The following is a 19,271-nucleotide window of genomic DNA, read 5'->3' on the forward strand; positions in this document are numbered from 1 at the left end:
TCATGGGCGTCGAGATCGAGCGCAAGTTCCTGCTGCGCGGCGATGGCTGGATGAGTCTTGGCGAGCCGGTGTTTTTTCGCCAGGGCTATCTGTCGTCGCACAAGGAGCGGGTGGTGCGCGTGCGCATCGAGGGCGAGCGGGCGGTGATGACGATCAAGGGCGCCAACCAGGGCGCCACGCGTGGCGAGTGGGAGTACGAGATTCCGCTCGCCGACGCGGTGGAGCTGCTGGATGGCTTGTGCGAGCAGCCGTTGATCGAGAAGTATCGCCGCCGCATCACCTTTGCCGGCAATGTGTGGGAAGTGGATGAGTTCCTCGGCGCGAACGCCGGGCTGGTGGTGGCAGAGATTGAATTGCAGTCGGAAGACCAGCAGTTCGACAAGCCGGAGTGGATCGGCGAGGAAGTCACCGACGATCTGCGCTACCTCAACTCGAACCTGATTAAAAAGCCGTTCTCCACTTGGTAGGCCGCTGGTTTTGTCCTAAGCTACAGGGATGGACAACGAGGTTTCAGCGCTCAAGGCGCATATAGACGCGATCGTGCCGACGCTAGCGACGAAGGCCGACATTGAGATCCTGCGTGCCGAAATGCACAAAATGTCGGCGGAGGGCTATCGCTGGATGGTGGCGTCGATGATCGGCATGTTTCTCGGCTTCGGCGGACTGTACTTCGCGGCAAACAATGCAACCAGGCCGCAACAGCCGCCGCCGGTCGTCGTGCAGGCGCCGCCGGCGCAGCCTATGCCGCCGGCGCAGACCAATCAGCCGATCGTGATCTATCTGTCGCCACCCAAATAAAAAAAGCCCCGTGAGGGGCTTTTGTTTTAATGGAAGTGCTCGGTGCCGCTGGGGGCGTCCTCGGGCATTTCCGCGTGGGCCAGCTCGCCTTGCGGATCGGCGAACAGCGGTGCGCCGCAGTCGTCGCAGAACTCGACCACGTAACGCTCGTTGTGCTTCTTGATCTGCGTGACGCCCGCCTCGTTCAGGTGCGAGATGATGTCCTCCACCGGCGTCATCGGTTTCTGCTGCAGATTGCCTGCGCTTGGCCCTTCCGGTGGCGTGCCTTCCTCATCTTCCTGGCCGTACAGCGGCCACACCACACCGTAAATCACGTCCGACGACGACCGCTGCGTGAAGGCCACACGGTACTCGTCCACCTGGCCGTCGGCGTTCTCTTCGCCGAAGCCGGCGATCACCGCGCGCAGTTCCGACGCTTCCACGTCCAGTGTGTGCGTCAGATAGTGCACGGCGGCGCGGATCGACACCGGGCGTATCAGCTTGTCGGCCTCGCGGCAGGCCATGTAATAGGCTTCCGGCAGCAGCAGCTCGACGCCGCAGCCCGGCAGCAGGCGGTTGACGGTCGGCGTGACCTGCGCGCGCCATTGCTCCAGCGCGGCGCTGCGTTCGGCGGCAAAGCTGGATTGGAACTCAGGCATCTGCCAGCGGAACAGCGGCGCGCCGGTGGGCGCCACCACGGCCGCCAGCAGATAGCGCGTATCGGCCAGGAACGGCGCGGTTTCCGGCACCTTGGTGTCGGCCTTCAGCAGGCTGCCCTTGATGGCGGCCTGCGCCAGCTTGTGGACCTTGCCGTAGGTCTCGGCGTGGCTGCGCGGCAGCTGGTCGATCGAGAACAGCGTCGGCGACAGCGCCACCTGGGTGCCGTCGGCCAGCATGTGGGCCGAGAAGTGCGCCGACAGCGTCTGCAGGATGTCGGACGGGATCGGACCGGAGGCGATCGCAAAGCGGGTCCAGGCCAGGATGGGCGCGGCCACCAGCAGCACGTCGAACGACTTGCTGACGCCGTCGGCCGTCTCGATGGTGAAGGTGCTCGACTCGCTCACCGCCTCCACGCCATCCATCAGGATGTCGTAGGCGTTCAGGTCTTCCTTGAACAGCGCGTTGAGGGTGGCGTCGATGGTGTCCTGGTGGCCGGTCTTCAGGAGTTTCTGGAGCTGCGCATCGAGAGAGTGCTCCCAGGCCCGCTCTTCGATACGGCTGGCCGCTTGCCCGACTGCCTGGGCGTAGGTGGCGAGGCGCTGGCTCTCGGCAGACAATTTTTGGGATGAAGCTTTAGATGGACGACGCATAGCGCAATAAGAGTCTCAGGTAAAAGTAAAAAAACGGATCAGGCATGCAGATCATAACCCTTATGAGACGTATTGTAGTTGATTCGTCAGACGGACGAAAAAAAACACCCCGCGGCCGAAGCGCGCGGGGTGTTTTCAGAGGGCGCTGAAGCTTAAGCCGCCAGCAGTTGACGCAGAACGAACGGCAGGATGCCGCCGTGCTTGTAGTAGTCCACTTCGATCGGGGTATCGATACGCAGCAGCACGGTCACTTCCTGGCTGGTGCCGTTGGCACGGTGGATCACCAGGGTGGCCAGCTGTTGCGGCTTGATTTCGCCGTCCAGGCCTTTCAGGTCGTAGGTCTCTTTGCCGGTGATGCCCAGCGATTCGACCGAGTCGTTGCCGATGAATTGCAGCGGCAGCACGCCCATGCCCACCAGGTTCGAGCGGTGGATACGTTCGAACGAACGCACGATCACCGCCTTCACGCCCAGCAGCTGGGTGCCTTTGGCCGCCCAGTCGCGCGACGAGCCGGTGCCGTACTCTTCGCCGCCGAACACCATGGTCGGGGTGCCGGCCGCCACGTATTTCATGGCCGCGTCGTAGATCGACAGCTGTTCGCCCGATGGCTGGTGAATGGTGATGCCGCCTTCGACTGCGGAACCGTCGGCTTTCGGCGGGATCATCTTGTTCTTGATACGCACGTTGGCGAAGGTGCCGCGCATCATGATCTCGTGGTTGCCGCGGCGCGAGCCATAGGAGTTGAAGTCGGCTTTCAGCACGCCGTTGGCCAGCAGCCATTTACCGGCTGGACCGTCTTCCTTGATCGAACCGGCCGGCGAGATGTGGTCGGTGGTGATCGAGTCGCCAAACACGCCCAGTGCGCGCGCGCCGGAGATGTTCGGGTTGGTCTCTTTCGGGGTCATCTCGAAGCCGTCGAAGAACGGTGGTTCGGCGATGTAGGTCGACGCCGGCCAGTTGTATACCTGGCCTTCGGTGGTCGACACGTGTTCCCACAGCTTGCCTGGGTTGCCCTTGACGTCGGCGTAGTTCGATTTGAACACTTTCGCGTTCATCGCGAACTTCATCAGCTTGGCGATCTCTTTCGAGGTCGGCCAGATGTCGCCCAGGTACACGTCCTTGCCGTTCTTGCCCTTGCCAACCGGCTGGGTCATCAGGTCGACGGTCATGTTGCCGGCGATGGCGTAGGCCACCACCAGCGGTGGCGAGGCCAGGAAGTTCGAACGGATGTTCGGGTGGATACGCGCTTCGAAGTTACGGTTACCGGACAGCACGGCCGAGGCGACGATGTCGTTCGAGGTGATGGCGGCGTTCAGCTCAGGGGTCAGGTCGCCGGCGTTACCGATGCAGGTGGTGCAGCCGTAAGCGGTGACGCCGAAGCCCAGTTGCTCCAGGTAGGGCAGCAGGCCGGCGGCGGTCAGGTACTCGGTGACCACGCGGGAGCCAGGCGCCAGCGACGATTTGATGTGCGGCGCGACGGTCAGGCCGGCTTCCACGGCTTTCTTGGCCAGCAGACCGGCGGCCAGCAGCACGCTCGGGTTCGAGGTGTTGGTGCACGAGGTGATCGCAGCGATCAGCACGTCGCCGTTTTTCACGTTCACGCCGTTGGTGGTGGTGTAGGTCTGGTTCAGGTCTTCCGGTTTTTTGTTGAAGCCGTTTTCCGAGGTCGGTTTCGAGAACAGTTCGGTGAAGTTGTTTTTCACGTTGCCGATTTCGATACGGTCCTGTGGACGCTTAGGGCCGGCCAGCGATGGGGTCACGCTGGACAGGTCCAGGTGCACCACGCGGGTGTAGTCGATGTCGCCGGCTTTCGGAATGCCGTACATGCCCTGGGCCTTGAAGTAAGCCTGGAAGGCGTCGATCTCGGCCTTGGTGCGGCCGGTGCCTTCGAAGTATTCGATGGTGGCGTCGTCGACCGGGAAGAAGCCCATGGTGGCGCCGTATTCCGGCGCCATGTTGCCGATGGTGGCGCGGTCGGTGACCGACAGCGTCTCGGTGCCTTCGCCGAAGAACTCGACGAACTTGCCGACGACTTTTTCCTTGCGCAGCAGTTCGGTGATGGTCAGCACCAGGTCGGTCGCGGTGCAGCCTTCGCGCAGCACGCCGGTCAGGTTGACGCCGATCACGTCCGGGGTCAGGAAGTAGACTGGCTGGCCCAGCATGCCGGCTTCCGCCTCGATGCCGCCCACGCCCCAGCCGACCACGCCGATGCCGTTGATCATGGTGGTGTGCGAGTCGGTGCCGACCAGCGAATCAGGGTAGTAGACGCCGTTGTTGTCCTTGTGGACGCCGCGCGCCAGGTATTCCAGGTTGACCTGGTGGACGATGCCGAAGCCTGGTGGCACCACGCCGAAGGTGTCGAAGGCTTGCATGCCCCATTTCATGAACTGGTAGCGCTCGTTGTTGCGCGAGAATTCCAGCTTCATGTTCAGGTCCAGCGCTTTCGGCTCGCGGAAGTGGTCGATGGTGACCGAGTGGTCGACCACCAGGTCGACCGGCACCAGCGGTTCGATTTTCTTGGCGTTGATGCCCATCTTGTAGGCGACGTTGCGCATCGCGGCCAGGTCGGCCAGCAGCGGCACGCCGGTGAAGTCCTGCAGTACCACGCGGGCCACGACGAACGGAATCTCGTCGGTGCGGTCGGCGGTTGGCGCCCAGCTGGCGACCTGCTTGACGTGTTCTTCGGTGACTTTCTTGCCGTCGACGTTACGCAGGACGGATTCCAGCACCACGCGGATCGATACCGGCAGGCGGGAGATTTTGGCGCCCAGGCTCTTTTCCAGTGCAGGCAGCGAGTAGAACTTCGCCTTCTTGCCCGAAATGTTGAATTCCTTAAGCGTGTTCAGAGTGTTGCGTGACATGACCTCTCCTTCGTGATGGGTATCGTCTATTATTAAAGTGAAACGTGGTGCTGGTTTTGGAACAGTTTATTGAATCGAGATCTTGGCGCTGGTCGGCTCGCTGGTGGCGGTGGTGACCGGCTTTTGCTGCTCGGCGTTGCGGCATTCGTTGGCCAGCTGGCGGTTCTGCTTGGAGTCCAGCAGCATGCCCTTGGCCGGAATGCCGATCCAGATCAGGCCGTACATCTTGTTTTCAAAGCGGTTGGCGCCGGTGGTGGTGCCGACGCGGGTCAGGCGGTGCAGGCGCTTCTTCCAGCGCAGCGCGATGTGCTGGTCGTCGCCGGCGTTCTGGTAGATCGAGATCTTGTTGCCCAGTTCGCAGTCGAAGTCGGTGACGGCCGAGTCGGTGATGACCGGCTCGTCCTCTTCCTCGTTCGGCGCTTTCGGCTCGGCCGGCTTGGCGGCCTTCTTGGTGCTTTTGGCGGCGGCCTTTTTCACGGTTTTCTTGGCTGGCACATCGCCTTCGGCGTGGGCGCCGGCGGCCAGGGTCAGGGAGGCCAGCGCGAGGCTGCAGGCCATGAATAATTTGGAGATAGACATCAGTGTGCTTCCTGTGGGAGATCGGTCGGGGTGCCGTTGAACAGCGGGGCCACGGATTCCGGCAGACTGAGGCCGGCCAGTTTGGCGCGCTGTAAAACGGTCCAATAATATCGGTAGCTCGCGCGGTCGTGCAAGCGGCCATTCTGGGCGATCGGCCCCCATTGCACGGCTGCGGCTTCGTGCAGGATGGCGGCCGCCTCGCTCACTTCGGACAGGCGCGGCGTAAACGTCTTGATGATCGGCTTGATCTGGTTTGGGTGGATGCTCCACATGCGCGTGTAGCCGAATTCGGCGGCGGCGCGCTGGGCATCGTTGGCGGCCAGCGCCGTATCCTTGATTTCGGTGGTCACGTTATGCGACGGCACCTTGCCGTGCGCGTGGCAGGCGGCGGCGATTTCCAGCTTGGCGCGCACCACCAGCGGGTGGGTGAACTGGCCCGGCGTGCGCATCGCGGCGCCGGGAATGGCGCCGTAGTGGGCCGAGACGAAATCCATGATGCCGAACGACAGGCACTGCACCTGGGGCAGGGCGGCGATGGCGTAGGCGTCGCGCAGCGCGCCGTGGGTTTCGATCAGCACGTGCACCGGCAGGTCCTTGCGGCCGGCCCTGGCGGCGTGGCTGTCGATCAGCTTGATGGCGCGCGCCACCTCGTCGACGCTGTTGACCTTCGGCAGCACGAGGTAGGCCAGGCGCTGGGCGGCGGCGCAGATGATTTCGACGTCGCTGGCAAAGAACGGGCTGTGCACATCGTGCACACGGGCGCCGATGCGGTTGAATTTGTTGTCGTCGGAATTGAGCAGTTCGACCACCAGGCGCGCGTGCGCCTGTTCATCGCCGGCGCTGGCGCCGTCTTCGCAATCGAGGGTGATGTCGAACAGCGGGCCAAGTTCTTGTTGCAAGGCGATCGATTTACGCATCAGCTTTTCGGAGCCGGCGTAGTGGTCGCACGCTGGCAGGAGCAGCGGCTGGCGATTACCCTGGAATAAAACCTCGGATGGATGCATGCAAACAGAGTCAGGAGGAACGGGAGCCGCGCTGCTCTCGGCAGCGCGGCGGGTGCGGCGGATCGGTGGTTTAACCGGTTCCACGTGCGCTAGCGACGATTACGGCAGCAGGTGCTTGACGCCTTCGCGCTCTTCGGTCAGTTCTTTCAGGGTCAGGTTGATGCGCTCTTGCGAGAAGGCGTCGATTTCCAGGCCTTGAACGATTTTGTATTCGCCGTTTTCGGTGGTCACCGGGAAGCCGAACATGATGCCTTCAGGGATGCCGTAGGAACCGTCCGATGGCACGCCCATGGTGGTCCACTTGCCGGCGGTGCCCAGGTGCCAGTCGTGCACGTGGTCGATGGCGGCGTTGGCGGCCGAAGCAGCCGACGACAGGCCGCGCGCTTCGATGATGGCGGCGCCGCGCTTGCCCACGGTTGGCAGGAACACGTTGGCGTTCCATTCCTGGTCGTTGATCAGGTCTTTTACAGCCTTGCCGTTGACGGTGGCGAAGCGGTAGTCGGCGTACATGGTCGGCGAGTGGTTGCCCCACACGGTCAGCTTCTCGATGTCTTTCACGGCGGTGCCGGTTTTGGCCGCCACTTGCGACAGCGCGCGGTTGTGGTCCAGACGCAGCATGGCGGTGAAGTTCTTCGCTGGCAGCGATGGCGCCGATTTCATGGCGATGTAGGCGTTGGTGTTGGCTGGGTTGCCGACCACCAGCACTTTGACATTGCGCGAAGCGACGGCGTCCAGGGCTTTACCTTGGGCGGTGAAGATCTGGGCATTGGCTTCCAGCAGGTCTTTACGCTCCATGCCTGGGCCGCGTGGACGGGCGCCGACCAGCACGGCGTAGTCGACATCCTTGAACGCGGTCAGCGGATCGGAGTGGGCGGTCATCTCGGCCAGCAGCGGGAACGCGCAGTCGTCGATTTCCATCATGACGCCCTTCAGGGCCTTTTGCGCTTTTTCGTCGGCGATTTCCAGCAGTTGCAGAATGACTGGTTGATCTTTGCCGAGCATGTCGCCGTTGGCGATGCGGAACAGCAGAGCGTAACCGATTTGGCCGGCAGCGCCGGTAACAGCAACACGCAGTGGGGTTTTAGCCATGATGAATCTCCAAAGTGGGAAGTGAATCGTTCTTGAAGCTGGACCGGCGGCCGGTCCGGGAAAACGTAATCATACTGCAAAATTCAACGCTTATAATGATGTATCGGTAAGCGTTGGCTGGGGAGTGTAGGCCTGTCGCAACTATCTGTCAATCATATCTTATGTCTTATATAAGACAGATAAGTTATTGCTGGTTTTTCTGGACGGCACTGGTGTTTTGTGGTGAAATCTTGGCTTATGAGTTCCGTGCCGCCAAATTCAAATAACAATCCCACTGCCGCGTCCGCCGGCAGCGCGGCCGGTGCGTCGACAAATTCGTCCCCGACATTCTCCCCGCTGTACCAGCAAATCAAGGCCCTGATCACCAAAAGCCTGCAGTCCGGCGAATGGAAACCGGGCGAAATGATCCCCAGCGAAGTCGAACTGGCCAACCGCTTCAAGGTCAGCCAGGGCACCGTGCGCAAGGCGATCGATGAGCTGGCGGCCGAGAACCTGGTGATGCGCAAACAGGGCAAGGGCACGTTTGTCGCCACCCACCATGAAGAGCGCGCCCAGTTCCGCTTCCTGCGCCTGATGCCCGACGAGGGCGTGCCGCATCCGGGCGTGAGCCAGTTCATCGAAGTCAAACGCATGCGCGCGCCGGCCGACGTGGCGCGCCTGCTCGACCTGAAGTCCGGCGACGCCGTCATCTTCATCAAGCGGGTGCAGCACTTCGATGGCGTGCCCACCATTGTGGAGGAGATGTGGCTGCCGGGGATAGCCTTCAAAGGTCTGACCGCCGAGCGGCTGGAAGAATACAAGGGGCCGATGTATGGCCTGTTCGAATCGGAATTCGGCACGCGCATGATCCGTGCCACGGAAAAAATCCGCGCGGTCTGCGCCGCCGAGGGCGACGCCGCGCTGCTGAATATCGCCGTCCACACGCCGCTGCTGGCATCGGAGCGGGTATCGTTTACGTATGGCGACAAGCCGGTCGAGCTGCGCCGCGGCCTGTACCTGACCGAGCGCCATCATTACCATAACGAGTTGAACTAAGGAGATAGGGCGTGCAGTCATACGCCTGTAGTATTGTTGCGCTGATAATACGTTGAGCTACAGAAAGTAGCCGCAGCTGGTGTTGCCGACCACTATTTTTATTCTATGTAACAATAGATATTGGTTGTTAGAGTGGAATCGGCGAAAATCGCAGTCTCACCAAATTTTTGTATAAGCCTGAGGAGGTCTTGTTATGTCAGAAGCCGTAAGGGAAGCCCCTAAAAAAGAACGGCCGGAGTTCCGTAACATCCATGTTACCGAGCTGTCCAACTACCGCATGCCATTGGCTGCCATCGTGTCCATCCTGCACCGCATTTCCGGTGTATTGATGTTCGTGCTGCTGCCGTTTGTGCTCTATCTCTTGCAGAACAGCCTGCGTTCCGAGATCTCTTTCGCTTACTACGAAGGTTTCGTCACCTACCCGCTGGTCAAGCTCATCATCCTGGCCCTGACCTGGGGCTTCTTCCAGCACTTCTGCGCTGGTGTACGCCACCTGGTCATGGATCTGCACGTCGGCCTGGACAAGCACTCGGCGCGCAAATCGTCGGCCACCGTGCTGGTCATCAGCCTGGTCCTGACCGCCCTGGTCGCCCTGAAACTGTTTGGAGTATTCTGAGATGGCCAACAACAATATCGGTCCTAAGCGCCTGGTTGTCGGCGCCCACTACGGTCTGCGCGACTGGCTGGCCCAGCGCGTCACCGCCGTCATCATGGTGCTGTACACCGCGATCCTGCTGATCGCCTTCCTGACCGGCCAGAACTTCACCTATGAAGGCTGGGCCGGCCTGTTCGCCCAGCAGTGGTTCAAACTGATCAGCGCCGTGACGCTGTTCGGCCTGTTCTACCACGCCTGGGTTGGCATGCGTGACGTCTGGATGGACTACGTGAAACCCGTTGGCCTCCGCCTCACCCTGCAAATGGCCACCGTCGCCTGGCTGATCGGCTGCGCCGTGTGGTCGATTCAAATTATCTGGAGTGTGTAATCGTGGCAGCTATTAAATCTGGAATTCCAACCCGCCGCTTTGACGCGGTCATCGTCGGCGCCGGCGGCTCCGGCATGCGCGCATCGCTGCAACTGGCCGAAGCCGGCCTGAACGTCGCGGTTCTCTCCAAAGTCTTCCCGACCCGCTCGCACACCGTGGCGGCGCAGGGCGGTATCGGCGCCTCGCTGGGCAACATGGCCGAGGACAACTGGTTCTGGCACATGTTCGACACCGTCAAGGGCGGCGACTACCTGGGCGACCAGGATGCGATCGAATTCATGTGCCGCGAAGCACCGAAGGTCGTCTACGAGCTGGAACACTTCGGCATGCCGTTCGACCGCAACCCGGACGGCACCATCTACCAGCGTCCGTTCGGCGGCCACACCGCCAACTTCGGCGAAAAAGCCGTGCAGCGCGCCTGCGCCGCGGCGGACCGTACCGGCCACGCGCTGCTGCACACGCTGTACCAGCGCAACGTCCGCGCCCGCACCCACTTCTTCGTCGAATGGATGGCGCTGGACCTGATCCGCGACGCCGAAGGCGACGTGGTCGGCGTGGTCGCGCTGGAAATGGAAACCGGCGAAACCATGATCCTGGAAGCCAAGACCACCATCTTCGCCACCGGCGGCGCCGGCCGTATCTTCGCCGCCTCCACCAACGCCTTCATCAACACCGGCGACGGCATGGGCATGGCGGCACGCGCCGGCCTGCCGCTGCAGGACATGGAGTTCTGGCAGTTCCACCCGACCGGCGTGGCCGGCGCCGGCGTGCTGATCACCGAAGGTGTGCGCGGCGAGGGCGGTATCCTGATCAACTCCGAAGGCGAACGCTTCATGGAGCGCTATGCGCCGACGCTGAAGGATCTGGCGCCGCGCGACTTCGTGTCGCGTTCGATGGACCAGGAGATCAAGGAAGGCCGCGGCTGCGGTCCGAACAAGGATCACGTGATGCTGGACCTGCGCCACATCGGCAAGGAAACCATCGAGAAGCGTCTGCCGTCGATTCTGGAAATCGGCCACAAGTTCGCCAACGTCGACGCCACCAAGGAACCGATCCCGGTCGTGCCGACGATTCACTACCAGATGGGCGGCATCCCGACCAACATCCACGGCCAGGTCGTCACGCCAAGCGCCGACGGTTCGCAGAAGGTGGTCAACGGCCTGTACGCGATCGGCGAATGCGCCTGCGTCTCGGTGCACGGCGCCAACCGCCTGGGCACCAACTCGCTGCTGGACCTGGTGGTGTTCGGCCGCGCGGCCGGCAACCACGTGGTCGCGTCGAACCTGAAGCAGAAGGAAAACAAACCGCTGCCGAAGGACGCCGCCGACTTCGCGATGAACCGCCTGAACAAGCTGGAAACCTCGACCGGCACCGAAAAAGTGCAGGGCGTCGCCAACGACATCCGCGCCACGATGCAGAAATACTGCGGCGTGTTCCGTACCGACGAGATGCTGAACAAGGGCGTCGAAGAGATCATGAAACTGGACGAGCGCCGCAAGCACGTCTCGTTCAAGGACAAGTCGAAGGTGTTCAACACCGCCCGCGTCGAAGCGCTGGAACTGGACAACCTGATCGAAACCGCGAAAGCCACCATCACCTCGGCGGCGGCCCGCAAGGAATCGCGCGGCGCCCACGCCCATGACGATTACCCGCACCGCGACGACGACAACTGGATGAAGCACACTCTGTGGTTCTCGGAAGGCAACCGCCTGGATTACAAGGCAGTCGTGACCAAGCCGCTGACGGTTGATACCTTCAAACCGAAACCACGTACTTTCTAAGGCTATATAACATGGCACGCACTCTGAAACTGAAAATTTACCGTTACGATCCGGACCAGGACGCCAAACCGTACATGCAGGACGTCACTGTCGAGTTGAAAGACACCGACAAGATGCTGCTGGACGCGCTGCAGCGCATCAAGTCGGACGTGGATGACTCGCTGGCCCTGCGCCGCTCGTGCCGCGAAGGCGTGTGCGGTTCGGACGCGATGAACATCAACGGCAAGAACGGCCTGGCCTGCACCACCAACCTGAACGAGCTGACCGAGCCTATCGTGCTGCGTCCGCTGCCAGGCCTGCCGGTGATCCGCGACCTGATCGTCGACATGACCCAGTTCTTCAAGCAGTACGACTCGGTCAAGCCGTACCTGATCAACGATTCGATCCGTCCGGAAAAGGAACGCCTGCAGTCGCCGGCGGAACGCGAAGAACTCGACGGCCTGTACGAGTGCATCCTGTGCGCGTGCTGCTCGACCTCGTGCCCGTCGTTCTGGTGGAATCCGGACAAGTTCGTCGGTCCTGCCGGCCTGCTGCAAGCCTACCGCTTCATCGCCGATTCGCGCGACGAAGCCACTGGCGCGCGTCTGGACAACCTGGAAGATCCGTACCGCCTGTTCCGTTGCCACTCGATCATGAACTGCGTCGATGTCTGCCCTAAGGGTCTGAACCCGAACAAGGCGATCGGCAAAATCAAAGAGCTGATGGTACGCCGCGCAATTTAACGCGCACACGGGCGGCGACAACAGCGCCGCCCGTTTTTGTGTAAAGTAGCAAAACTATGATTGAAACGAATCATTCCGCGCATCAGTCCGACCCAGCCAACCGTGCCCGCCTGCGCTGGCGCTCGCGCCGGGGTCTGCTGGAAAACGACATCATCCTCACCCGTTTTCTGGATGCGCATGAAACCGAATTGACCGACGAGGAAGTGGACGCATTCACGCGGCTCCTCGACTTGTCGGACAATGCCCTGATGGATCTGGTACTGGCCCGTAAAGAGCCGGAAGGCGAGACCGACCTGCCGCACGTTCGCGCGTTGTTGCAGCGATTGCGCCTGGCGTAGTACACACCCAGTTTCTTTTATTTGCATCATCTCTCCAAGAAGGAAGAGTCCATGAATATCTCTGATAACAAAGCCACTCTCTCGTTCTCCGATGGCAGCCCATCGGTCGAATTCCCGATCTACAAAGGCACCGTCGGTCCTGACGTGGTCGATATCCGCAAGCTGTACGGCGCGACCGGCAAGTTCACCTACGATCCGGGCTTCATGTCGACCGCCGCCTGCAACTCGTCGATCACCTACATCGACGGCGACAAGGGCGAACTGCAATACCGCGGCTACCCGATCGAACAGCTGGCGGTGAACGCCGACTTCATGGAATCGTGCTTCCTGCTGCTGAACGGCGAACTGCCGAACGCGGCGCAGAAAAAAGAATTCGTCGAGACCGTCGGCAAGCACACCATGGTGCACGAGCAGATGCAATTCTTCTTCCGCGGTTTCCGTCGCGACGCGCACCCGATGTCGGTGCTGGTCGGCACCGTCGGCGCGCTGGCCTCGTTCTACCACGATTCGCTGGACATCAACGACGCTGAACAGCGCGAGATCTCCGCGATCCGCCTGATCGCCAAGATGCCTACCCTGGTGGCGATGGCCTACAAGTACTCGATCGGCCAGCCGTTCATGTACCCACGCAACGACCTGTCGTACTCGGCCAACTTCATGCGCATGATGTTCGGCAATCCATGCGAAGAGTACAAAGTCAACGACGTGCTGGTGCGCGCATTGGACCGCATCCTGCTGCTGCACGCGGACCACGAGCAAAATGCATCGACCTCGACCGTGCGTCTGGCCGGTTCGTCGGGCGCGAATCCGTTCGCCTGTATCGCTGCCGGTATCGCCTGCCTGTGGGGCCCTGCCCACGGCGGCGCCAACGAAGCGGCCCTGAACATGCTGAAGGAAATCGGCACCGTCGAGAACATTCCTGCCTTCATCGCCCAGGTGAAAGACAAGAACTCCGGCGTCAAGCTGATGGGCTTCGGTCACCGCGTCTACAAAAACTTCGACCCACGTGCGAAGCTGATGCGCGAAACCTGCTACGAAGTGCTGAACGAACTGGGCCTGCAAGACGACCCGCTGTTCAAGCTGGCGATGGAACTGGAAAAGATTGCACTGAACGACGAATACTTCGTGTCGCGCAAACTGTACCCGAACGTCGACTTCTACTCGGGCATCGTGCAATCGGCGCTGGGCATTCCAGTGTCGCTGTTCACCGGCATCTTCGCGATGGCGCGTACCATCGGCTGGATCGCCCAGTGGAACGAAATGATCGCCGATCCAGAACAGAAAATCGGCCGTCCACGTCAGCTGTTCGTCGGCGCCACCGTGCGCGACGTGCCACCGCTGGACAAGCGTTAATCTGCGGATTGACGTGGCAACAAAAAACGGGCTTCGGCCCGTTTTTTTCGTCTGTCGCCACACTCGCTGCTGAGTCCCCCTCAGCTGAAAGCGTGGAGCATCCGGTTACTTTCCAAGGCGATTTTGGCTCTCCGTATCGTTGTCTTTACGGTGCCAAGAGGCAGGTCGGTAAGGACGGCAATTTCTGCATGCGATAGGTCAGCGTAATAATGCATGACCAACAGCTGCCGTTGGTGCCTGGGCAGTGTCCTGAGTGCAGTGCTCACCGCATCGCGCAATGAGTTGCTGGCGTGCCGTGCCTCCGGGGCGGACTGCTCATCTTGGACCGGTTCTAATCCAGCATCGGAATCGAGCGTCCGGTATCCCACGCGCTGCGAGCGCAGGTAGTCGAGACACCTGCTGCGACATAGCATCGAAAGCCAGGTGGCCAAGCTGCTTTTGGCCGACTCGTAGGAGTCGCCGTGGCGCCAGGCGAAAGCAAAAACATCTTGGGCAATTTCTTCTGCCGCGTGAGGTGACTGCGTGATAAATAGAGCCTGGGATAATACGAAACGCCATCGCGACTTGTATAAGTCAGCCAACGACACCCAACCAATACTTTTGTTCGACCTGGTGCAGATGAAATCAGGTGGCAGTTGGGTTTGGTGCCTGCGGTCGATTTTGGCGCAATCCATGGAATCTCTCTGCCTCCTGTTGGAGGAATGATGAAATCAGTTTAATGTCATTCATCAAGAGTACATAATCGCAGTTGAGGCCGCCGACGGTTTTCATGTTGATGGTGCGACAGCACACCTAATGCGTAGCAGCAGGAATTTTCTGATGCTTTTTCACAACTGCTGTTGCTGGCCGCCTGCAGGCTTGGCTGAATCGCTAGATTTTGCTTTCTTGCAGAAGCTGCTGGAAGACGGCGCGGCTGTCGTCGTCGATGCGGAGGAATTGCACGCCGGTCTTGAAGCCGAGTTCGGCATCGGGATCGCTGTAGACCACCTGGCCCATGGCCAGCACCTTGTGGTCGGTATCGCCCAGCTGCACCTTGAAGGACACCGCGCAGTATTGCGCCAGCCGGATCTGGCTGTCCGTCTGCAGGCTGATGCCGCCGTGCGACAGGTCCAGCGTGTGGACTTCATGGCGCGTTTCGTCGGTCATCGTCAATGTGGCGGGATGGCTGACGGTCTGGCGGCGGTTGGTGCGGGCTTTGTGCGTCATGGCGCTACATTAAGTTGGCTTGGAAAAAGATTATCACATTCTCCGGTTGCGGTGGTCCGGTCTTAGCACCAGCGCCCACCAGCCCAGCACGCCCAAGGTCAGTTGCGGCAGGTTGTACAGAAACTTTTCCAGCGTGACGTCGCGCCGTTGCGGCCATGCGCTATTCGCGGTTTCAGCGATGATGTTGGTGTGATAGAAGCACGCCGCCAGTAAAAACAGCGCGGCGACGCCCCAGATCGCCGGCAGGCTGGTGATGCGATGACGCAACAGTGCGGCGACCGGATACACCAGCACGCAGCAGAACGCATAGGCAAACAGATTGGCCGGCAGGTCGCCGAGGCTGAAGTGCGGCAACAGGATGGGCACGGCGCAGATGGCGACCGCCAGCATGACGGCCAGGACGGGATGGGCCTGTTGAGGCCAGGAGTTGAAGCGGTTGTTCATGATGTGGCGCGCGGTGGAAAGAGCGCCATTGTAACGGCCGCCGGATTACTTTTCCTGATCCAGCAAGGCCTGGATTTCTTCGCGTTCTTTTTTGCTGACGTGGCCGCCGCGCAGGGCGGCCAGGACCAGGGCTTTGCCGGAGCCGGCGAAGGCTTTCTGGATCAGGTCTTTCAGCAGGTTGGTCTGGACCGAGTCCTGCTCCTGCACCGGCGAATAGACGTGGGCGCGCTGGCTTTCGTCGCGCTTCAGCAAGCCCTTGGTGTGCATGATTTGCAGCACCCGCAGCACCGTCGCGTAGTTGGCGTCGGGACGCGTTTCCAGTGCCGCTTCGTGCACTTGCCGCGCCGTGGCGGGGCCGAGCGCGAACAGCAGGCGCAGCATCTCCAGTTCGGCGGCGGTCGGTTTGGGCAGGTTCGGGGTACTCATGGATGTAGAATAAAATATCTAGAATGGATTGTCTAGCTGTTCTTTGATTGCGGCGAAATGCGGCGTGCCTTGCTGGCAGGCGGCTTGCAATTGACGCAATGCCGCCGGCGCGTTGTCGCAGCGGTCCAGCAGTTCTTCCAGCAGGTTGCCGAAGGCGCGCACTTCCAGGGTTTGCAGCGCGGCGGCTTGCGGGCCGGCCGGATCGTAGAACGACGCGGCGCCGAAGTCGCCCAGCAGGGTGTGGCCGTGGTCGTCGTGCAGGATGTTGTGGCCGTAGAGGTCGCCGTGCATGATGCCGTGACTGTGCAGCTGGGCGGCGGCCGAGGCGATGCCGCGCGCGATCGACAGTGCGGCCGGCAGGTCGAAGCGTTTGCCGGCGTCATAGATGTCGCGGGTGCAGCTGTCCAGGCTGGGCGGGCCGGCCAGGTTGCGGAATTCGGGCGGAATCAGCGACATCACCAGGCCATGGGCGTGCTCGGGATGGTCTTCGATGTGGCCGAGCACCGGAATCAGGTTCGGATGCGCGCCGGCGCCGAGGCAGGCCGCCATTTCGCTCAACGGCGAACCGTCGCTGGTCATGGCGCCTTTGAAGAGTTTGACGGCGACCGGCGTGGCCGCGTCGTCGCGCCGCCAGTCGGCACGGTAGATGACGCCGGAGGCGCCTTCGCCGAGCTTGTCGCGCAGCGCCAGGGCCGGCCAGGCGATCACGGCGGATGGCGTGTGGGCCAGCGCGTCTTCGCGCTGCTCGCAGAAGGGATTGCCGGCGTAGGCCAGCCAGGTCAGGCGCGGCAGCGATGGCAGCCAGTCGGGCAGCGCGGTCAGCAGGTTGCTGGCGATGCGCAGCAATTCCAGCTTGTGCAGTTGCGCCATGGAGGCGGGCAGGGCGCGCAGGCGGTTCCCGGCCAGCATCAGTTTTTGCAGTTGCGGACGCTCGCCCAGCGCGGCCGGCAGTTCTTCGATCTCGTTGTCGGTGAGCACCAGCCAGCGCAGCGCGGCGGGCAGCGCAGCGGCCGGTACATGGCGGATGCGGTTGGCCTTGAAGCCGACCATGGTCAGCGCCGGGCACGCGCCCAGCGCCGCCGGCAGTTCGGTAAATTGATTGTCCGAGCAGAAGAGGATGCGCAGCTTGTGCAGCCGATGCAGGTCATCCGGCAGCGACGACAGCGCATTGCTGGTCAGGTCGAGGATTTCCAGGCTGTCGGCCAGCGTATAGATTTCACGCGGGAATTCGGTAAGGCCGCAGCGGAAGGTCAGGCGTTGTGTGCCTGCCAGCGCGCCGCTGCGCAACTGCTCCAGGGTATGCATGGGATGTGGCGGTAGAGAACGACGGCGCAGTGTATCACTTCACCGCCGCGCCCATGCTTACATCACCACTTCATTTCGCCCTTGGCGACCTTGGCGCTGATGTCCAGCGCGCTTTCCAGACCGGCGTTTGGATACAGTTCCTTCATGCGCGCGATCAGCGCGGCCGAATTGGCGGCCTTGGCGGTCTCCGCTTCAAACTTGACCAGGTAGTCGCGGGTGTAGCTGACCGAATCCGGCGTCAGCGGCAAGCCCGGCGTGAAGTGGCCCGGCACCACGGTCGCCGGCTTCAGCGCGGCGATGCGGTCCAGCGTCGACAACCATTGCCTGCGCGACGCCGGCGTCTGCGCGTCGGCGGTCCACACGTGCAGGCCGTTGAACACGGCCACGCCGCCCACCACCGCCTTGATCGACGGAATCCAGACATAGGCGCTGTCGATGTCCAGCTTCTGGCCGTCCAACGTGATGGTCTTGCCTTTCAGCGGCTGCGGCACAATGATTTCTTGCGGCGCATTGTCCTTCAGGATCGGGCCCCAGTAGGCGACCTTGGCGGCTTTCTTGCGCTCGATGCCGACGATCACCTGCGGCTGGGCAACGATCTTCGCATCCGGGAAGGCGGCGTGGATCACGTCCAGGCCGAAGTAGTAGTCCGGGTCGTCGTGGCTGATGTAGATGGTGGTCAGGTGCTTGCCGCTGGCGCGAATGCGCTCGGCCAGTTTGAGCGCTTCGCCGCGCGAAAACTGGGCATCGATCAGCACCGCGTCCTTGTCGCCGCTGACGATCACCGAGGCGACCGGGAAGATGGCTGCTTCGCCGGGATTGAAGACATCCAGCGTCAGCGGCGCGGCCTGGGCGGCGAACGAGGCGGTCAGGGCGGCGGTCAGCAAGGCTTGTTTGAACATGGTCACTCCAGGTAGGTAAGAATGACGCCATCTTAAATTTCTCAATCCGATAGAAAAATACGGTAATCTGGCTTTCTTAATTGCATAAACCGGATGAATCAATGGATCGCATCACCGCCGCGCGGGTATTTGTCAGCATTGCCGAACGCGGCAGCATGATCGCCGCCGCCGAGGCGCTGGACATGTCGCGCGCCATGGTCACCCGCTATCTGGCCGAGATGGAGGCGTGGGCCGGCGCCCGCCTGCTGCACCGGAGCACGCGCCGCCTGAGCCTGACCGACGCCGGCGACGTCACCCTGGCGCGCTGCCGCCGCATGCTGGACGTGGCCGACGACATGGCGGTGGCGCTCGGCGACGATGCCGACACGCCCCAAGGCCTGCTGCGCATCACCTGTTCGCAGGCGCTGGCGCAGGCCGAGCTGCTGGACGCGGTCAGCGAATTCCTGCAACGCTACCCGCGCACGGCGGTCGATCTGCAGATGAGCAATCGCAGCGTCAACCTGATCGAGGAGCGCATCGACCTGGCGCTGCGCGTCACCAACACGCTGGAGCCGAACCTGATCGCGCGCCAGCTGGGCGTCTGCGATTCGGTGGTGTGCGCCGCGCCGGACTACCTGAAGCAGCACGGCACGCCGCAGCAGCCGCAGGATCTGGCCGCTCACAACTGCCTGACCTACACCTATTTCGGCAAGAGCCTGTGGCAGTTCACCGATGCGCAAGGCGAGGCGCTGTCGGTGCCGGTCAGCGGCAATCTGTCGGCCAACGAGGATTTCATCCTGCTGAAGGCGGCGGAGCAGGGCGGCGGCATCGCCTTGCAGCCGCTGTACAGCGCTGCCCCGCTGATCGCCGCCGGCAGGCTGATAGCGTTGCTTCCTGGATACACCCCCTTAAGTATGGGAATCTACGGCATTTACACCTCGCGCCAGCACATGCCGCCGGCGCTGCGCGCTATGCTGGACATCTTGCTAACCCGGTTCGAAAGCAAGCAGCGGCGCGGCTTAAGTTAAGATTAACGGCGAAAGATTTAGCCAGACTTTGTCGCACAAATCATTGTTGGGATACAATACCGGTGCTATGCTGAAGGACCTGTTTTAGGTAAGACCCGAACAAAAGCCCTTCCCCCACAACTTGATGTGCAATCCGCTAACCGGTCAGGCCG

The 19,271-nt window shown here is 61.7% G+C and carries 21 protein-coding genes; 10 read left to right on the plus strand and 11 right to left on the minus strand.

Annotated features, from left to right (window positions below; genetic code table 11):
- Nucleotides 1–2 precede the first annotated feature (2 nt).
- Entirely contained in the window at nt 3–467 is a 465-nt protein-coding gene (locus GJ695_RS06285) for a CYTH domain-containing protein (protein ID WP_154363016.1), read from the plus strand.
- 28 nt (nt 468–495) lie between these two features.
- Entirely contained in the window at nt 496–798 is a 303-nt protein-coding gene (locus tag GJ695_RS06290) for a hypothetical protein (RefSeq protein ID WP_154363018.1), read from the plus strand.
- 26 nt (nt 799–824) lie between these two features.
- On the opposite strand, the gene GJ695_RS06295 is transcribed toward GJ695_RS06290, so the two are convergent.
- The 5 genes from GJ695_RS06295 to GJ695_RS06315 form a co-directional block, all read right to left on the minus strand.
- Nucleotides 825–2,087: a DUF2863 family protein gene (locus GJ695_RS06295; RefSeq protein WP_154363020.1), complete on the minus strand. Its 1,263-nt coding sequence runs from the start codon at nt 2,085–2,087 to the stop codon at nt 825–827.
- 152 nt (nt 2,088–2,239) lie between these two features.
- Nucleotides 2,240–4,948 (minus strand): aconitate hydratase AcnA, encoded by a 2,709-nt coding sequence (gene acnA, locus GJ695_RS06300; protein WP_154363022.1) that lies wholly within the window; start codon nt 4,946–4,948, stop codon nt 2,240–2,242.
- A 66-nt stretch (nt 4,949–5,014) separates the two neighbouring features.
- Nucleotides 5,015–5,527: a hypothetical protein gene (locus GJ695_RS06305; RefSeq protein WP_154363024.1), complete on the minus strand. Its 513-nt coding sequence runs from the start codon at nt 5,525–5,527 to the stop codon at nt 5,015–5,017.
- Complete coding sequence (locus tag GJ695_RS06310) at nt 5,527–6,531, minus strand: HpcH/HpaI aldolase/citrate lyase family protein (protein WP_154363026.1); 1,005 nt, start codon at nt 6,529–6,531, stop codon at nt 5,527–5,529. Before GJ695_RS06310 ends, GJ695_RS06305 begins: the two co-directional genes overlap by 1 nt.
- A gap of 99 nt (nt 6,532–6,630) precedes the next feature.
- Nucleotides 6,631–7,620 carry a malate dehydrogenase gene (locus GJ695_RS06315; RefSeq protein WP_154363028.1) on the minus strand — a complete coding sequence of 330 codons (990 nt, stop codon included), beginning with the start codon at nt 7,618–7,620 and terminating at the stop codon, nt 6,631–6,633.
- Nucleotides 7,621–7,857: 237 nt separating this feature from the next.
- On the opposite strand from GJ695_RS06315, the gene GJ695_RS06320 reads away from it, so the two are divergent.
- The 7 genes from GJ695_RS06320 (at nt 7,858) to gltA (ending at nt 13,832) form a co-directional block, all read left to right on the plus strand.
- Nucleotides 7,858–8,655 (plus strand): GntR family transcriptional regulator, encoded by a 798-nt coding sequence (locus tag GJ695_RS06320; RefSeq protein ID WP_154363387.1) that lies wholly within the window; start codon nt 7,858–7,860, stop codon nt 8,653–8,655.
- A gap of 193 nt (nt 8,656–8,848) precedes the next feature.
- Nucleotides 8,849–9,271 carry a succinate dehydrogenase, cytochrome b556 subunit gene (gene sdhC, locus GJ695_RS06325; RefSeq protein WP_154363031.1) on the plus strand — a complete coding sequence of 141 codons (423 nt, stop codon included), beginning with the start codon at nt 8,849–8,851 and terminating at the stop codon, nt 9,269–9,271.
- A 1-nt stretch (nt 9,272) separates the two neighbouring features.
- Complete coding sequence (gene sdhD / locus GJ695_RS06330) at nt 9,273–9,638, plus strand: succinate dehydrogenase, hydrophobic membrane anchor protein (RefSeq protein WP_154363033.1); 366 nt, start codon at nt 9,273–9,275, stop codon at nt 9,636–9,638.
- A 2-nt stretch (nt 9,639–9,640) separates the two neighbouring features.
- Nucleotides 9,641–11,419, plus strand: a complete 1,779-nt coding sequence (sdhA, locus tag GJ695_RS06335; RefSeq protein WP_166455059.1) for a succinate dehydrogenase flavoprotein subunit — start codon at nt 9,641–9,643, stop codon at nt 11,417–11,419.
- Between the two features lie 11 nt (nt 11,420–11,430).
- On the plus strand, nt 11,431–12,141 hold the full coding sequence (locus GJ695_RS06340; RefSeq protein ID WP_154359081.1) for a succinate dehydrogenase iron-sulfur subunit: 711 nt from the start codon (nt 11,431–11,433) through the stop codon (nt 12,139–12,141).
- Nucleotides 12,142–12,197: 56 nt separating this feature from the next.
- Nucleotides 12,198–12,479: an FAD assembly factor SdhE gene (locus GJ695_RS06345; RefSeq protein WP_154363035.1), complete on the plus strand. Its 282-nt coding sequence runs from the start codon at nt 12,198–12,200 to the stop codon at nt 12,477–12,479.
- Nucleotides 12,480–12,530: 51 nt separating this feature from the next.
- Entirely contained in the window at nt 12,531–13,832 is a 1,302-nt protein-coding gene (gene gltA / locus GJ695_RS06350) for a citrate synthase (protein WP_154363037.1), read from the plus strand.
- Nucleotides 13,833–13,912: 80 nt separating this feature from the next.
- On the opposite strand, the gene GJ695_RS06355 is transcribed toward gltA, so the two are convergent.
- The 6 genes from GJ695_RS06355 to GJ695_RS06380 form a co-directional block, all read right to left on the minus strand.
- On the minus strand, nt 13,913–14,506 hold the full coding sequence (locus GJ695_RS06355) for an RNA polymerase sigma factor (protein WP_154363039.1): 594 nt from the start codon (nt 14,504–14,506) through the stop codon (nt 13,913–13,915).
- Between the two features lie 196 nt (nt 14,507–14,702).
- The gene (locus GJ695_RS06360; protein ID WP_154363040.1) at nt 14,703–15,038 is read right to left on the minus strand and encodes a PilZ domain-containing protein; all 336 of its coding nucleotides are present in this window, start codon (nt 15,036–15,038) and stop codon (nt 14,703–14,705) included.
- A 33-nt stretch (nt 15,039–15,071) separates the two neighbouring features.
- Nucleotides 15,072–15,482 carry a hypothetical protein gene (locus GJ695_RS06365; protein WP_154363041.1) on the minus strand — a complete coding sequence of 137 codons (411 nt, stop codon included), beginning with the start codon at nt 15,480–15,482 and terminating at the stop codon, nt 15,072–15,074.
- Nucleotides 15,483–15,527: 45 nt separating this feature from the next.
- Entirely contained in the window at nt 15,528–15,908 is a 381-nt protein-coding gene (locus tag GJ695_RS06370) for a BlaI/MecI/CopY family transcriptional regulator (protein WP_154363043.1), read from the minus strand.
- 18 nt (nt 15,909–15,926) lie between these two features.
- Nucleotides 15,927–17,213 (minus strand): leucine-rich repeat-containing protein kinase family protein, encoded by a 1,287-nt coding sequence (locus GJ695_RS06375; RefSeq protein ID WP_154363046.1) that lies wholly within the window; start codon nt 17,211–17,213, stop codon nt 15,927–15,929.
- Between the two features lie 62 nt (nt 17,214–17,275).
- Entirely contained in the window at nt 17,276–18,112 is an 837-nt protein-coding gene (locus tag GJ695_RS06380) for an MBL fold metallo-hydrolase (protein ID WP_154363048.1), read from the minus strand.
- 101 nt (nt 18,113–18,213) lie between these two features.
- Here GJ695_RS06380 and GJ695_RS06385 point away from each other — a divergent pair, with 101 nt between their 5' ends.
- Entirely contained in the window at nt 18,214–19,119 is a 906-nt protein-coding gene (locus GJ695_RS06385; protein WP_154363050.1) for a LysR family transcriptional regulator, read from the plus strand.
- Nucleotides 19,120–19,271 lie beyond the last annotated feature (152 nt).

Source organism: Duganella alba (assembly GCF_009674495.1).
GTDB lineage: Bacteria > Pseudomonadota > Gammaproteobacteria > Burkholderiales > Burkholderiaceae_D > Rugamonas > Rugamonas alba.